This is a genomic window from Herbinix luporum, from assembly GCF_900070325.1.
Taxonomy (GTDB): Bacteria; Bacillota; Clostridia; order Lachnospirales; family Lachnospiraceae; genus Mobilitalea; species Mobilitalea luporum.
On record NZ_LN879430.1, the window covers coordinates 1,036,520 to 1,053,210 of the forward strand.

Sequence of the window (16,691 nt, forward strand, 5' to 3'; positions counted from 1 at the left end):
AAGGTATAAATATTATAAAGGCTGTGAAGAGAAGAGTAGTCTTAATGGCAACCTACAGAGAGTTCCGTTTGCTGAGAAGGAATGGGGAAGTTAAGATGAAGCAAGCCTCGGAGCCGCATACGGATCCGGATTAGATGATTTACTAATCCGGTGATGCTATGACGTTTGTCCACGTTACAGGACTAAGGTATAATCTGTACCTAATAAGTTTGATATGGTAACATATCAAAAAAATAGGGTGGCACCACGAAGTATTCGTCCCTACGGTAATCTTTGGATTATCGTAGGTTTTTTTATATGTAAAAGTGGTGTCGGTAAATTACAATAAAGGAGGAGCTTATGAAAGAGGAAAATATAATCAGAAAAAGACCGGAGCCTGAAAGACCAAAGTTTCCAAAAAGGGCAGTTGTAACAGCAGGAATGCCTTATGGAAATAAAGGGCTTCATTTTGGACATATTGGCGGTGTATTTATCCATGCCGATGTATTTGCCAGATTTTTAAGAGATAGGATTGGTAAGGATAATGTAATATTCGTATCCGGTACCGACTGTTATGGTTCTCCCATAGTTGAAAATTATAGGAAGATTTGTGAGCAAGAAGGTTATAAAGGTACAATCGAAGAATATGTTACCGAAAACCATCTAAAACAGAAGAAAACCTTGGATGATTATGAAATTGCTTTAAACTTATATGCTACATCTGCTTTTGGAAGAAGCGGGGAAATTCATAACAAGGTATCCGAAGAAGTATTTGAATTACTTTATGAGAAAGGTTATCTAGAAAAGCTGTCAACTCCTCAGTTTTTTGACCCGGAACATAAGGTATTGTTAAACGGTCGTCAAGTGGTAGGAGAATGTCCTATTGAGGGTTGTAAATCAGAAAGAGGTTATGCTGATGAATGTTCTTTAGGACATCAGTATATGCCAAGTGAGCTTATTAATCCTAAAAGTACCTTGTCCGGAAAAACTCCGGAAGTTATAGATGTAACTAACTGGTATTTTAAGCTGGAGGAGTTCCAAAAACTACTGTCAGACAGGGTGGAATATCTTAGAAAGAATACTAATTCCAGAAAATATCTGCTTAATACCATGGAAGAGTTCCTAAGGGAACCTATGATTCATATAAAGAAAAATCAGCTGCCTAAGCTTAAAGAAATTATTGATAAATTACCAGACCATGAATATATAGAAGAAGAGAAGAAACCTTCAGTTACCTTGGTATTTAAGACCTTAAGGGATAGGGAAGAGGCAACAAAGATTATTGCAAATCATGGAGTCAACTTCCGTACCGGAAAGACCTTGGTGCCATTTAGACTGACAGGTAATATCGAATGGGGAGTAAAGGCACCGGTTAAGGAAGGACTAGAAGGTTTGACCTTCTGGGTATGGCCTGAATCTTTATGGGCTCCCATATCCTTTACGAGAACATATCTAGAGACCGGTTCGGCTTCCTCAAAGGATTGGAAGGATTGGTGGTGTTCTAAAGAGGCCAATGTATATCAGTTTATAGGTGAAGATAATATTTACTTTTACGGAATTGCCGAAATGGCAATCTTTATGGCTCTGCAGAAAGAAGCACCGGATTTTATACCAAAGGATGGAGATTTAATTCTTCCCCACCTAATAGCCAATAACCATGTGCTTTTTATGGACAAGAAAGCTAGCAGTAGCTCAGATATTAAACCTCCCATGGCTGATGAATTATTACAATACTATACCAATGAACAACTTAGAATGCATTTTCTAAGCTTTGGCCTAGATAATAAGAGTGTAAGTTTTCAGCCTGCGGTTTACCAAACCCAAAAACAGGATGGGATAGACCCTGTATTAAAGGAAGGAAATCTTTTAACTAATGTATACAATAGGTTAATCCGTTCTTGTTTCTATACGGCGCAGAAGTATTATGATTCACATATACCGGAGGGAACAATCAGTCAAAATATTTTAGATGAAGCTAGAAAAGTAATCTTAAAATACGAAAGACACATGTATAACCATGAGTTCCATCGTATATGCGACTTGTTAGATAGCTATATTCGTAGCAGTAATAAATATTATGTAAATAATATAAGAACTGCGGAAAATAACGATGACGATGCTCTAAGAAGACAGGTTTTAATAGACTCTTTTTATGCAGTGCGAGTTATAGCTACCTTGGTTCATCCAATTGCCCCCACCGGTGCAGAAATGGTGAGAGAGTACTTAGGTGTGGATGAGAGAATGTGGGATTGGGAAACAATATTTGAGCCCTTGGATTATTTTATTTCTAATCTAAATGAACATAAGCTTAAATTCCTTGAACCTAGGGTAGATTTCTTTAAAAAACATGAGAGCCAGCTGAGATAATCAATAGGCCATAAAAAACGGACCTTCCACTTTAGGGAGGTCCGTTAATATTATATGCAAAATATCATAACCGACATTCATTATAGTAATTTAAATTATTGCTTATACATTGTATAAAGGCTATAGGTAGCAATATTTACCATGGAATAACCATTATTTTCTTCTTCTTTAAAAGAAATAATAAAGTCATTTTTAAACTGAATAGAAGAATCAGATTTACCATTAATAATTAAGGCTTCAGGAAATAACACAAGATAGATGCCATCCCCCTCATTAAGACTTAAACTGGGATTTTCCACATCGCAGCCGTAAGTTCCGTAATGCATATTATTTTTATTCTTGCTCTTGTCACTATACCATTCATAGGTACCGTCTTCAGAAAATATCAAATAACCTTCCTTGTTAAGATCCCATTCTCCCACAAGGAATTCTTTAGCCTTTTTTTCATTTTCATTATTAACTTCTTCGTTAACTTTAATTTGAGACATTAGCTTAATAGCTTCATCATATCCGGCATAAAAATTATCAATTATGGAGGTATAAGATACAGAAGCTGCAGTATAATATTTTCCATAATACCTTTGATAAACTTTATAGGTAGTAGATCCGACTGTATATATATATCCATATTCATACCACTTATTGCCATTTACTGTTATTTCATTAGGTTCTTGAAAGACCTGAAAATCTTCACTAGAAGACAGGATATCCTCAATAAAACTAATCATTGTCATCGGATGCTGATATGTACTTTCTGTACTGGTATATATATTGATTATATTGTCATTACTATCTCTTAACTCAATAGAAGTACTTTCATCGGATTTTTCAAGCATTTTCCATACTTTAGTATCATATTTAAAGGAGAGATTGCCTAGGGTAATTGAGCTTGTGTTTTTACCACAGGCTGTAAATAAAAAAATAATTAGGAAAATATTTAATACATATATAGTCTTTTTCATAATGCTACCTACTCTTTCTTAATTAAGCTAATAAAGGTCAATCTTAATTTTATATAATACAACTAAATGGAAAAAATATCAACCATATTAGTTTTAAATTAATATTAATTAAATACGATTATTCTTCTTAATATTGTAATATTTGCAATATATGATAAAATAAGTATGGAAGAAGAAAAATTCTAGTATAAAGGAGAATGTCATGGCTATGTATGAGATGAAACCGGAATATTACACCGGGATTGATTTTATTGATCAAGAACACAAAAAACTATTCGACATTGCTAATCAAGCATATGAATTGCTAACTAATGAATTTATACCTGATAAGTATGACTACATTATGGAAGTTATTGATGAGTTAAAAGATTATGCCAAATATCATTTTGACCATGAAGAAACCTATATGACAAGCATAAAATATAAAAGGTTTTTGTCTCAGAAAGTGTCCCATGATGATTTTATTGAAAAGATTAACCAGTATGATTCTGAAATTGTTGATGAACAGCAAAGAGAATCTTTATTGGACTTGTTAGAATTTTTAACAAGTTGGTTAGTAGAACATATCTATAAGCAGGATAAATTAATAGCTGAAGCTGAGTAAATAATAAAAATAAAGACCGCTTTTGAGGTATAATGTAATTATCTCTAAGGCGGTTATTTTTATAAACAAATCAAATAAAGAATAAGGGGCAAATAACCATAATTATTTGGTCTGGCTTACATATAATTAAATAAGGAATACTTAAGGAAGAATAGTATGTCAGACCAGGAGTTTTATACCTTCAGTGAATATATGCGAAAAGATCAGGAAATCTTATCACCCTCTGCCGAGGATTATATGGAAATGATTTATAGACTTTCAAAAAATCAAGGTTTTACCAGAGTAAATGACCTTGCTATGGCTTTAAATGTGCAACCTCCCTCTGTTACTAAAATGATTCAAAAACTTTCTGAGATTAATCTTATTAAGTATGAAAAGTATGGTGTAATCATGTTAGAGGATAAAGGTCTAAAACTGGGAAAAGCGCTTCTTTATAGACATAATCTAATTGAGGATTTTTTAAAGCTACTAAATATTACTGAAGGTATATTGGCAGAGACGGAAAAAATGGAACATACCATAAATGATGAAATTCTTACAGGAATTAAAGACTTGGTGGATTTTTTCAATGATAATCCTGAGTTATTGGAAAAACTAAACAAATATCGGAATCAAAAGAAAAAATAATTTAATTAATTACATGACTATAAGACATAGAAGACGGACTATGATTTATATAAATATATAATTTAAACCATAGTCCGTGTTATATTGTAAATTTAAGCAAATTCAATTAACCCCATCCCAATAATCTAAATATTATAGTGGTTATAGAGCATATTATAATTGCAACTAATGTTGGAATAAGAGCTGCAAGTACAGTCCATTTAGTACTTCCGGTCTCTTTTTTTATGGTCAGTAAGGTTGTGGCACAGGGCCAATGAAAGAGGCAGAATAACATAGTATTTAAGGCAGTAAGATAAGTCCAGCCATTTTCCAGCAAAATAGTCCTAAGGGAATCTAAACTGTCAAAATCTATCATGGACCCTGTGGACAGATAGGACATTAAGAGGATGGGAAGTACAATTTCATTGGCAGGAAGCCCAAGTATGAAAGCCATCAGTATATATCCATCCAGTCCGATTAATTTAGCAAGAGGATTAAAAAACTGTGCTCCATGGCCTATTAAGCTTAAGTCTCCAATATAAATATTTCCTAAAATCCAGGTAATAGCCCCCGCCGGTATAGCTACCATAACAGCTCTTGCAAGAACGAATATAGTACGATCTATAATGGAAGTATATAGTACACGGCCAATTCTTGGAATCCTATAAGGAGGCAATTCCAAGGTAAAGGTGGAGGGGATGCCTTTGAGTATAGTTTTTGACAGGAGATAGGAAACCAATAGGGTTACAATTATTGAAAATACTACCAGCCCTGTAACAGTTAGTACAGGTAAAAGTCCATAAGCAAATCCGCTTCTTGAAAGTAAAAATACAGTAGATAAGGCTATAAGGGTTGGAAATCTTCCGTTGCAAGGAACAAAATTATTAGTTAAAGTAGCAATAAGCCTTTCTCTGGGGGATTCAATAATTCTACAGGCAATAATCCCTGCGGCATTACATCCAAAACCCATACACATGGTTAAACACTGCTTTCCGTGAGCCCGTGCCTTTTTAAATAAATGGTCCATATTAAAGGCAACTCTCGGAAGGTAGCCTAAATCTTCTAAGATAGTAAATAGAGGGAAAAAGATTGCCATAGGCGGCAACATAACAGATATAACCCATGCCAAAGTTCTATATATCCCCAGTACAAAGAAAGCAGAAAGCCATTTAGGTGCATTAAAATAATTAAATAATAGAGTCAATTTATCCTCAAGAAAAAAGAAGAAATTTGAAAGTATTGCAGAAGGATAATTTGCCCCTGATATGGTAATCCAAAAAACAAGAGCCAAGGTTAAAAGCATTAATGGAATACCGAATATTTTAGAAGTAATATAGCTATCAATAATCCTGTCACGGTTTATCCGTTTTGGATCAATTTTGACGTGATTTTTAGTTATTTCATAAGCTTTATTATAGATTTTTGTACTTATAGTATCTCGAATATCTTGCTTATTCTCAATATTTGCATTATCAAGAATAGACTGGATTTGTAATGTTTCTTCATCAGCTATAAAATCATATAAGGAGTGAATAAGTCTTTCATCCCCATCAATCATCCTAAGTGCCAGCCATCTAGGGGTTATTGTTCCTGAAATTTTTTCGGTTATGGGCTCAATGGATGTTACAATTTCTTCTAATTCATTATCGTAATAAACAAGATTTGGATTTGCTTTTATTTTACCTGTAACAAGCTGGTATATAGTAGATTTTAAATAATCAATTCCTACACCACTTCTGGCCGCACATGTAACAATAGGAATACCCAGTTCCTCTTTTAGCCCAGTGACATCAATATTTATTTTTTTCTTTTTGGCTTCATCTATTAGATTTATACATAATATAACCTTATCGGTTAATTCCATAATCTGATATACCAGATTTAGATTCCGCTCAAGGCAGGTTGCATCTGTTACAACTATTACTGCATCGGCATTTCCAAAACATATGAAATCCCTAGCCACTTCTTCTTCAATAGAAGAAGAGAAGAGGGAATATGTCCCCGGAAGATCAACTAAGATAAAATCTTTATCTAAATGGCTAAACTCACCTTTGGCATTGACAACGGTTTTACCCGGCCAGTTTCCTGTATGCTGTTTTAATCCCGTAAGACAGTTAAATACAGTGCTTTTGCCTGTATTGGGATTACCTGCTAAGGCAATAACAAATTGTCCTTCTTTTTTATCAATATGAAATATATCCTTTAAAGCAGAATTTTTTGTAGATTGATATGATAAACCCATTAAAACCTCCAAAACTATAACAAAGTTTATTTAAATAAATTAGAATTCTTCTGTGCAGTATTAATTTTGCTCTACGGTAACTAAAGCTGCTTCTTCGTTTCTAAGGGCAATCATAGCGCCACGTATATTAAAAATAGTAGGATCACCGGATGGACCCCGTCTTATTACTTCTATTTTTGCCCCTCTTGTTATTCCAAGAGCTAACATTCGTTCTCTTAAGATACCGGTTGAAACTAGATCCTTAACAGTAACAATGCTTCCTACAGAAGCTTTATGAAGTTTTTCCATTATAACCTCCCGAAAATTTATTATATTTAACTTTACTATTTAACTTAAAATAAAAGTTTTAGCCTAAGCTAATATATAATATGATTAATTACTAATCTGGTTCATAGAAGTAATAAAAAAACGTGCCATAAGGCAAAAACCAAAATCCTTTTGGAATTTACCAATATGGCATGTTCTTATAAGATTACTATATAAAATAATATAATTTTTACTATAATTATTAAACGATTTCTTTTATAATTTTATCATATATATGGTCAACTTTTGAAAAATCCATAGCTTCGATATAATAAGCTTCTAAATCATCATGAAGAAGTTTCGCCTTCTTTATATGTTTTGTGCCGGTGTCTATTAATTCTTTAGCATTTTTAAGATTTAAGGTCATCTGTTCTTGATCGGATTTAGAAATAGTGTCCATTAAATCTTCAATCAAAATATCCTGCTTACTACCCTGAAACTTATGGAAGTCATTTGCTGTGGTTATGGCTATGGCTGCGGAGGGAAAGATGATATGGTCTATCTTTTTTGGTGTCCTTATAGAACAGTAACATACTATCTGTTCAAATCCCTTAGCTGCAGCAGTTTGATATATGTTGGATAGTAAAAGGCCGGAAGCAGCTCCCCATATATCATTAATTACATATACGGTTTTGGCAAGTTCAGATATAGTTTCACCAAAAAATACGGTTTCACCTACGGAAACAGCACTAAGAAGACGCTTTTTTTCTTTACCTAAATTAGATCCTTCTAGTTCTTTTAGTATTTTGTTAGTAATATCATTAATAGTACTTTGTTTTATATAGCCTGAGGCTATTTTTAAGTTATTATCAAGTAAAGTAGCTGCCCCTTGAATATATGAGGTGGCTGTATTATGACAGGAGCTAATAGTATCACTTAAAGAGATAATATCCATTTTGCTTTTTATAAGTTTGGAATCCTCCCAACAATCAGCCATATTAATAATAAGATCATAAGCTCCCGGATATCTTGGATCCATTATATGAGGAGCGGTTCCGTCCACCATGGCTACTTTGGCATCATGGTCTATAAATGCGTCCAAAGACTTGGGATCACTGGCGCAGTGGATATATTCCAACTCATGATTTTTATCAAGAAGAGTTTTTATAACTCGCTTCATTAGGGAGCTTTTTCCGCTACCGGGTCCCCCTTTTATTATATATAATCTTTTACCATACCTAGGATCTCTAAGTTGATCAAATAAGGAAACAAATCCCTGTTTTGTATTACTTCCCAATAAAAAGCGAATATTTTTTTTAGCTGACATAGTATCACCTCATAATTATTATAGTATCAAAAATATACTTGGTGTATCAAATTTTTACATTCTAACATTTATTATTTAAATATTTAATATATTTAATATTTTATGTAATTACTATATTCTTTGAATATAAGTAATATATTATTACATAAGTATTATAATATTTTTAATAAGGATTTTCTTGCATTTTGCTAAAAAGAATGATATGCTCATACAGAATTATTAGCATAAATTTTATAAAGGCGTGGAGGGGCATTATGTTAGATATTCTAAAAGCAATTATCCTAGGCATTGTTGAAGGTATTACGGAATGGCTTCCTATTAGCAGTACCGGACATATGATACTGGTTAATGAATTTATACCTTTAAATGTATCAGAAGAATTTATGGAAATGTTTCAAGTAGTTATACAGCTTGGAGCAATTCTGGCTGTGGTGATTCTCTATTTTCATAAATTAAATCCTTTTTCTCCAAAGAAAAGCAAGGAAGAAAAAAAAGATACCATGAGTATTTGGTATAAGGTAATAATAGGAGTAATGCCGGCTGGTATTATGGGAGTTCTTTTTGATGATTGGTTTGATCAGCATTTTTATAATTACATAACTGTAGCTATAATGTTGATTTTTTATGGAGTATTATTTATTCTAATTGAAAATAAGAACAAAGATAAGGGAGCCGAGATTGAAAGCTTTAATGAACTGTCTTATAAAACAGCCCTTTTAATCGGTATCTTTCAGGTTCTGTCCTTAATTCCCGGAACCTCCCGTTCGGGAGTAACTATTTTAGGGGCAATAATTCTTGGAACTTCTCGATTTGTTGCTGCTGAATACTCATTTTTCTTATCTATACCGGTTATGTTTGGAGCCAGTGCATTAAAACTTATAAAATTTGGTTTTGACTTTACAGGTAAGGAAATTGCCATATTAATAACCGGTATGGCTGTGGCTTTTATAGTATCAATTATAGCTATAAAATTTCTTATAAGCTATATTAAGAAAAATGATTTTAAATCCTTTGGTTGGTATCGAATAGTTCTTGGTATATTAGTACTGGGATATTTTATGGTAATTGCATAATAAGATGAAGAAGCAATGGATATATTTTGACCTTGTATAAAATTATAAGATTTAGTATAATTTTTATAATTTTATAACAGAAATATATTTATTGCTTTTTTAATTGAAAGAGGTGGGAAATGGCTAAGAAAAAACATGTGTTATACGGTATATTTATGTTTTTTGCTATTATCATCTTACTTATTATTTTGTTTTATGCAGTTAAAATACTAAAGAATGGAATAAGTTCTTGGAATAAATCCGATATGGATCTTGTAAACAATGAAACTGATGAAGGTCTAGAAACAGAAAACTATGACTTAGGGGAAAATTCTTTGCCTAATTATGAAAATGAGGATGATATATCTACTGAAATAATTGATGATACTAGAAAAGAAAATGATCAAGTGAAAGTAAAAGACCCTAATGAAACAGATGATATAACATTTGGTATTGATGTGGCAAAGTGGCAGGGTATAATTGATTGGGAAAAAGTAGCTGCTTCTGATGTGGACTTTGCCATAATAAGGGTAGGCTATAGGGCTCAGGCAGACGGTAAAATTACTGAGGATCCATATGCTAAATATAATCTACAACAAGCACAAAAGCATGGTATTAAATTAGGAGCATATTTCTTTTCAACTGCTGTTTCGGAAAAAGAGGCAATAGAAGAGGCAGAATGGGTAGTAAATTTTATTGCCCCCTATAAGATTACCTATCCGGTAGCATATAACTGTGAAGGTTTTAATGATCCAAGCAGCAGGCAGTATGGTATGAATAAGGAAAAGAGAAGTAAGCTTGCGGTTGCTTTTCTTGATTATATTGAAGAAAAAGGCTACACACCTATGTTTTATGCAGCTAGAAGTGAACTTGAAGGTAGTATGGAATGGGATACAGATATTTTGACCGAAAAATATAAAATATGGGTGGCTCACTATCCCGATTATCATGTTACTGCAGATATGAAATCTTCCTATTTAGGATCCCATGATATGTGGCAGTATACCAGTAAAGGAAGTGTAGCTGGTATAGAGAATCCTGTGGATTTAAATTTTGCATACTTTGGCTATAAAAAAGAAGCAGAAGCTAAAATAGATACTCCTATAGAAGAAGTCGAAGCTGATCCGGCAGCCTTATTTTATTTTGAAGAAGTTAATGAAAAGGTAACAGCAAAAGATGTAACCAATCTTAGGAACCAACCTAATATCGATGACAGTGAAGTTATTTCTGTGCTTAAATATGGAGATACGGCTAAAAGGATTGGAATAGGAGATAACGGCTGGTCTAAGCTAGAATACAAGGGAGAAATTTTATACGCAATTTCTAGCTACTTGACTACAGATTTAAATTATCAGGAGAATTCTAAACCTACATTAGAAAATCCTGAAGCAGGAATAACTTTTACTGAGGTAGAAGAAAAAGTAACAGCTAAGATAAAAACCAACTTAAGACTGGTTCCCAGTACGGACAGTGACGATACCATTGTAACATCTTTAAAGAAAGGTGATACGGCAATCAGGACCGGTATAGGCAGTAATGGTTGGTCTAGGGTTGAATATGATGGCAAGACCTTATATGCTGTATCAAATTATCTAGTGCTTGTAGAAGAAGAGTAAAAAGAAATATAAGAAGGAACATAAAGACTTACAAAAAGCTTTATGTTCCTTAAGTTTTTATTTTGTGTAATTATCAAAATAGCCCTGTATTAAAACAATAGGTGTTCCTTTATCTCCACTTCCGGATGTAAGGTCGCATAAGGAACCGATTAGGTCAGTTAACCTTCTGGGAGTAGTACCCTGAGATTCCATGCTTCCCACTAAGTTATCACCTTTATTACGTATATATTCAGAGATAGCTTTTTTTAACTCATCTCCATGGAGATGGGAGAAATTATTATCTGCAAGATATTTTAGCTTGATTTCATTAGGCTGGCCTTCTAAACCTTTTGTATAAGCAGGGGATACTACAGGATCGGCCAACTCCCAAATCTTACCTATAGGGTCCTTAAAGGCTCCATCACCATAAACCATAACCTCTACATTTTTTTTGGTAAGCTCATACATCCTTTTGCTTATACTATCTACAATAATCTGACAATCACGGGGAAAAAGTTTTACCGAATCTTCAGTTGCTTTATTACTTCCTAACAAGCCATAATTTTCATTATAGCCACTGCCATCAATGGAAGAAGCAAGTATTTGATCAAGGCTATATACAGTCTTTGCACCGGCAGAATTTAATAACCTTTTGCTGCGATTTCTGGAATGAATATCACAACAAAGAACATGCTTAGTATAATTTAAAATAGCACGGCAGTCATTAGCCAGAATTATTTCCGCCTGGCAGCCTTCATCTTGTATTATTTTTTTATAATATTCAATATAATCAACCCCTGTGAAAGGATGTTTAATATATCCAAAAAGCTGACGGAATTTTTCCTCTGTTAATACATCAGTCCATGGATTGATTCCTTTTTCGTCCAAGGCATCTAGATCAACCAGATGATTTCCAACCTCATCGGCAGGATAGCTAAGTAATAGATATATTTTTTTTGCACCTTTTGCAATACCTTTAAGACAAGTGGCAAATCTATTCCTGCTTAAGATTGGAAATACTAAACCGATTTCATTATTAGCAAATTTATTTTTAATATCTTTGGCGATATGATCCACTGTGGCATAATTTCCTTGGGCACGGGCTACGACAGCTTCAGTGATACCAATAATATCTCTATCAGCTATCTGAAAATTTTCTTGCTTAGCAGCCTCAAGAACACTGTTTACTACAATTTCTACAATATCATCACCCTGACTTATAATTGGGGCACGGACTCCTCTTGATACTGTTCCGATTAATCTTTCCATAAAAATTCGCTCCCTTTTATTTATATTAATACAAAATTTCAAGAATAAATTTAATTAATGTCCCACTAATCTGAATACATAAGTAGTATATCATTCTTTTTATCTTTAGTAAAACTAATAGTATTTATACATACGATAAGCTGTACTTATGGGAGAACATAGGATTATGGAGAAAAAAGTACTGATATTCTCATTATAAATAAGCTAAGGAGAATATCAGTACATTAAAATTGCTATGTAAATATTAATTAATATAAATTAAGCGTAAGGATGGATAGTCTGTATAGTTCCGTCCTCATTATATTTAATCTCTGTAAATTTAATAGAACGTCTGTGGTCGATGCCACCGGAAAGAGAAGCATCATGATAGAATAAATACCATTTGCCCTTAAACTCAACAATTGAATGATGGGTTGTCCAACCAATAACAGGCTCTAAAATTCGGCCTCTGTATACAAAAGGTCCTTTTGGATTGTCTGAGGTTGCATAACAAATATAGTGGGTGGAACCGGTTGAATAAGAGAAGTAGTAGGTTCCATTATATTTATGCACCCATGCAGCTTCAAAGAAACGTCTGTCCTCATCACCTGCAAGAAGGGGGGTGCCATTCTCATCAAGAATTTTGATTTCCTGAGGTGTATCGGCAAAGGTTAACATATCGTCACTCATAGTAGCTACTATAGGACCTAGGGCAACTTCATCAGGTTTCTGAGGTCCTGCCTCAGGATTGAAAGTTCCGGTCTGCCATTTTTCTAACTGTCCACCCCAAAGTCCTCCAAAATACATATATGCCTTACCGTCATCATCAATAAAGACAGCGGGATCTATACTAAAACTTCCCGGTATATAATTTGGTTCCGGAGTAAAGGGACCGGCAGGGCTTTTACTGGTTGCTACACCTATACGGAAGATACCATCCTTATCCTTGGCAGGAAAGTAGAAATAATAAGTACCGTTTTTGTATGCAGCGTCGGGAGCCCACATCTGTGTACTAACCCAAGGAACATCATTCATATGTAAGACTTGTCCGTGGTCTACTACAGGAGCATCTATATCATCCATGGAGAATACATGATAATCTTCCATACGATATTGAGTGCCGTCATCGTCAGATACTCCATCATGTTCTAAATCATGGGATGGATAGATATAGATCTTATCTTCGAATACGTGGGCAGATGGGTCAGCAGTATAAATATGAGTTACCAGTGGTTCATTTTGCTTTGTCTTCTTATTCATCAATATATCTCCTCATCTAAGTAATATTTTGATACCTTAATTATAGCAAGGATAAATAATCAATCAAGTTAAAATATTGACTATATATCATATGAAATTTGAGCACTTTTGATAAATATGAAATAAAAATATAAAGAAAGTAAAATAAATATATTTAAAGATATAAAATGCCTAAGGTTTTTTGTTAAAATCTACTGCAACAAGAAACATATTACATATTTATCTGATAACATGTCAGAATAAAGGTAGGAAAAGATAAACATATTGTTTCTATTCGGAATAATTCTTTGAAAATATTGTGACTTTAGTATTAAAATATTGCATTAATCCCCACACAATCTCCTAAATACACAAAAGGCATAGATAATAGTCTGTAATATATAACATAAAGTTCAAAAATTGCTCAAACGGCCAAGGGGGATTTGACAGTAAAATTTGATACAAAAAGAAGGGATGAATTTAAGGAATTGGCCAAGGGAATTTCCGATATGATGCAACATATGAGCAATCTAATTGGACAGGTGCAAGCAGTAACTGGGACTGTAAGTAATTCAGTAAAGCATTTATCTACAACATCCGGTGAACTGCTGACAGCAACAAAGGGAATTACTGAGACTATTGATGATATGGGTAGCGGAATGGTTCATCAAGCTGAAGATGCACAAAATTGTGCTATGCAGATGTCTGGTCTGTCAGAGCATATTAATCAGCTCTATGAAAATACTAATGAAAATGAAAAAATTGCTGACTATACACAGGAAGTTACCAATAACGGAATACAAATAATAGAAGAATTAAATGAAAAATCAAAGGCTACGTCGGAAGTTACTCAGGATGTTATTAGAAAGATACAGGAATTTGAAGTTCAATCAAAGAAAATAGAAGGTTTTGTAAATATAATTAATGAAATTGCTTCCCAAACCAACCTATTGTCATTAAATGCCTCTATAGAAGCAGCCAGAGCGGGAGAGGCAGGAAGAGGTTTTGCAGTAGTGGCTGAGGAAATAAGAAAATTAGCTGATCAAAGTATGGAAGCTGCCAATCAAATTCAAAATACAGTTAAGGATATTACCGAGCAAAATAAGGAAGCTGTTTCTACAGCCGGTAAAGCAGAAGAAATTGTATCATCACAAACAGAAGCATTAACAAGGACTATTAATGTGTTCAAGAAAATTAATCTTCATGTTAATAGCCTAGCAGATAACTTTAAAGACATTATAGAACGATTAAAAACTATAGAAACAGTTAAAGAAGGTGCTCTAACTTCTATTCAGAATATTTCAGCTGTTACACAACAAACCGCTGCTTCTTCAGAAGAAATGAATGCAACAGCAATTCTTCAGATGGAAGCGGTTGAACAACTAAGTAAGTCGGCAAATATTCTTGAAAATGATGCTAAGAAGCTTGTAGAGGCTATTAAAATATTTAAAATAAAAAACCAGTAAACATTATTTCATATCTTGTTGAAGGCTCTTGTATTTAAAAAGTTGTTTGAAACTAATTAAAGTATACAAAAGGATTTATTAAATTTTATCAAAAAAATTTCTATTAATTATGGTTATATCCATCAATAATTACATATATATTTATTAAGAAGCTAGCAAGATTGAACAAAAATAGCAATATATGAGCTTAAAATAGCAATATTTGAGAAGCTTGTGCATCAATTAACTGTTATAATACACTTGTATTTTTTGAATACAAAAAACAAGAGGAGGGTATAATATGAAACGTATTATTGCTTTATTTCTTGCATGCCTGATGATAATGTCATTGGCATTAACAGGATGCGGAAAGCGCAACACAAAAGATGGTTCTGCAACAGATCCCGGAAGTAATACCGGGCAGAATACTGATCAAGAGGACAACAATGACAATCAAGGGGACAACAATGAAACTGCAACAGTTGAAGATGATCCAAGTGTTAAGACATTTAATATTTATGCCTTTACAGACGAAGTTCCTAATATGATTAAAAAGTTTAAGGAACTGTATCCGGATGAATTCCCTTATGAAATTAAAGAAACTATTATAGCTACAACAGATGGTCTTTATCAACCTGCACTTGATCAAGCCCTTGCAAATGGCGGTTCCGATGCACCGGATTTATATGTAGCGGAAGCTGCATTTGTTATCAAGTATACTCAAGGAGATGCTTCTCAATACGCAAAACCTTATAAAGAACTTGGTATAGATGTTGACAATCTATTAAAGGAAGCTGAGATTGCACCTTATACAGTTGATATTGGAACTAATACAGACAGTCAAGTAGTTGCCCTTGCTTACCAATCAACCGGTGGAGCCTTTATTTATCGTCGCTCCATAGCAAAAGATGTATGGGGTACAGATGATCCTGAAGTAATCAAAGGTAAGATTGGTCCTGGTTGGGATAAGTTCTTTGAGGCAGCTGAGGAATTAAAGCAAAAAGGTTATGCTATAATCTCCGGTGACGGTGATTTATGGCACGCTGTTGAGAACAGCTCTGATCAGGGTTGGGTAGTTGACGGCAAACTTACAATCGATCCTAAACGTGAAGAATTCTTTGACTTATCCAAGAAACTTAAAGATAATAACTACCATAATGATACTGTAGACTGGCAGGACGCTTGGTTTGCTGATATGAAGGGTGTAGGTGAAAAAGAGGTATTCGGTTTCTTTGGCCCTGCTTGGCTTATTAACTACACTTTACATGATAACTGTGGAGGAACTAAGGTCGGCGAAGGTACATATGGTGATTGGGCAGTATGTGAGCCTCCTATAGGATTCTTCTGGGGCGGTTCATGGATACTTGCTAATAAAGACACCAAGATACCTAAGACCCTTGGTAAAGTAATTGAGTGGATTACACTTGATTCCTCAGAGAATGGATTACAGCATATGTGGGCAAACGGAACATTTAGTGAAAATTCAGCAAAAGATACTGTTGCTTCCGGTACTGTAATGAAAAGATCTGACGGTGAACTTGATTTCTTAGGCGGACAGAATATGTTTGAGGTATTTGTACCTGCCGGTGAATTTGCAAATGGTAAGAACTTAACACAGTATGATGAAACTATAAACAAGGTTTGGCGTGAACAGGTACGTGAATACACAGCCGGTAATAAGTCTAAAGAACAGGCTATAGAAGACTTTAAACAAGATGTAAGGGATAACACAGATCTTATTGTTGAGTAGTCTATATTGAATTTTTTGGGGCGGCGAAG

13 protein-coding genes and 1 other annotated feature are annotated in these 16,691 nt (G+C 33.9%); of the genes, 7 read left to right on the forward strand and 6 right to left on the reverse strand.

Annotated elements, in window-relative coordinates:
• The first annotated feature begins 14 nt into the window (after nucleotides 1-14).
• Nucleotides 15-266 (forward strand) — a binding site (T-box leader).
• Between the two features lie 73 nt (nucleotides 267-339).
• Nucleotides 340-2,346, forward strand: coding sequence for a class I tRNA ligase family protein (locus tag SD1D_RS04775; RefSeq protein ID WP_058257870.1), 2,007 nt, complete (start codon nucleotides 340-342; stop codon nucleotides 2,344-2,346).
• A 95-nt stretch (nucleotides 2,347-2,441) separates the two neighbouring features.
• Here the strand turns inward: SD1D_RS04775 and SD1D_RS04780 are convergent, their stop codons facing one another.
• Entirely contained in the window at nucleotides 2,442-3,308 is an 867-nt protein-coding gene (locus SD1D_RS04780; RefSeq protein WP_058257871.1) for a hypothetical protein, read from the reverse strand.
• A 202-nt stretch (nucleotides 3,309-3,510) separates the two neighbouring features.
• Between SD1D_RS04780 and SD1D_RS04785 the strand changes: the two genes are divergently transcribed.
• Complete coding sequence (locus SD1D_RS04785; RefSeq protein WP_330398642.1) at nucleotides 3,511-3,912, forward strand: bacteriohemerythrin; 402 nt, start codon at nucleotides 3,511-3,513, stop codon at nucleotides 3,910-3,912.
• Between the two features lie 156 nt (nucleotides 3,913-4,068).
• Nucleotides 4,069-4,539, forward strand: coding sequence for a transcriptional regulator MntR (mntR, locus tag SD1D_RS04790; protein ID WP_058257872.1), 471 nt, complete (start codon nucleotides 4,069-4,071; stop codon nucleotides 4,537-4,539).
• Between the two features lie 106 nt (nucleotides 4,540-4,645).
• Here mntR and feoB read toward each other — a convergent pair whose 3' ends face one another.
• From feoB to SD1D_RS04805, 3 genes are all read right to left on the reverse strand, one after another.
• The gene (gene feoB / locus SD1D_RS04795) at nucleotides 4,646-6,760 is read right to left on the reverse strand and encodes a ferrous iron transport protein B (RefSeq protein ID WP_058257873.1); all 2,115 of its coding nucleotides are present in this window, start codon (nucleotides 6,758-6,760) and stop codon (nucleotides 4,646-4,648) included.
• A gap of 60 nt (nucleotides 6,761-6,820) precedes the next feature.
• Complete coding sequence (locus SD1D_RS04800; RefSeq protein WP_058257874.1) at nucleotides 6,821-7,048, reverse strand: FeoA family protein; 228 nt, start codon at nucleotides 7,046-7,048, stop codon at nucleotides 6,821-6,823.
• Between the two features lie 220 nt (nucleotides 7,049-7,268).
• Nucleotides 7,269-8,333: a P-loop domain-containing protein gene (locus tag SD1D_RS04805; RefSeq protein ID WP_058257875.1), complete on the reverse strand. Its 1,065-nt coding sequence runs from the start codon at nucleotides 8,331-8,333 to the stop codon at nucleotides 7,269-7,271.
• 254 nt (nucleotides 8,334-8,587) lie between these two features.
• Between SD1D_RS04805 and SD1D_RS04810 the strand changes: the two genes are divergently transcribed.
• Nucleotides 8,588-9,406 carry an undecaprenyl-diphosphate phosphatase gene (locus SD1D_RS04810; RefSeq protein WP_058257876.1) on the forward strand — a complete coding sequence of 273 codons (819 nt, stop codon included), beginning with the start codon at nucleotides 8,588-8,590 and terminating at the stop codon, nucleotides 9,404-9,406.
• Between the two features lie 119 nt (nucleotides 9,407-9,525).
• The gene (locus tag SD1D_RS04815) at nucleotides 9,526-11,001 is read left to right on the forward strand and encodes a GH25 family lysozyme (protein ID WP_058257877.1); all 1,476 of its coding nucleotides are present in this window, start codon (nucleotides 9,526-9,528) and stop codon (nucleotides 10,999-11,001) included.
• Between the two features lie 57 nt (nucleotides 11,002-11,058).
• Here the strand turns inward: SD1D_RS04815 and SD1D_RS04820 are convergent, their stop codons facing one another.
• The gene (locus tag SD1D_RS04820) at nucleotides 11,059-12,249 is read right to left on the reverse strand and encodes a coenzyme F420-0:L-glutamate ligase (RefSeq protein ID WP_058257878.1); all 1,191 of its coding nucleotides are present in this window, start codon (nucleotides 12,247-12,249) and stop codon (nucleotides 11,059-11,061) included.
• A gap of 258 nt (nucleotides 12,250-12,507) precedes the next feature.
• Entirely contained in the window at nucleotides 12,508-13,488 is a 981-nt protein-coding gene (locus tag SD1D_RS04825; RefSeq protein ID WP_058257879.1) for a glycoside hydrolase family 43 protein, read from the reverse strand.
• A 422-nt stretch (nucleotides 13,489-13,910) separates the two neighbouring features.
• On the opposite strand from SD1D_RS04825, the gene SD1D_RS04830 reads away from it, so the two are divergent.
• Together SD1D_RS04830 and SD1D_RS04835 are read left to right on the forward strand one after the other, a co-directional pair.
• A complete protein-coding gene (locus SD1D_RS04830; RefSeq protein ID WP_058257880.1) occupies nucleotides 13,911-14,933 on the forward strand; it encodes a methyl-accepting chemotaxis protein in 1,023 nt (340 codons plus the stop codon).
• Between the two features lie 280 nt (nucleotides 14,934-15,213).
• Entirely contained in the window at nucleotides 15,214-16,662 is a 1,449-nt protein-coding gene (locus SD1D_RS04835) for a type 2 periplasmic-binding domain-containing protein (RefSeq protein WP_058257881.1), read from the forward strand.
• Nucleotides 16,663-16,691: the final 29 nt, after the last annotated feature.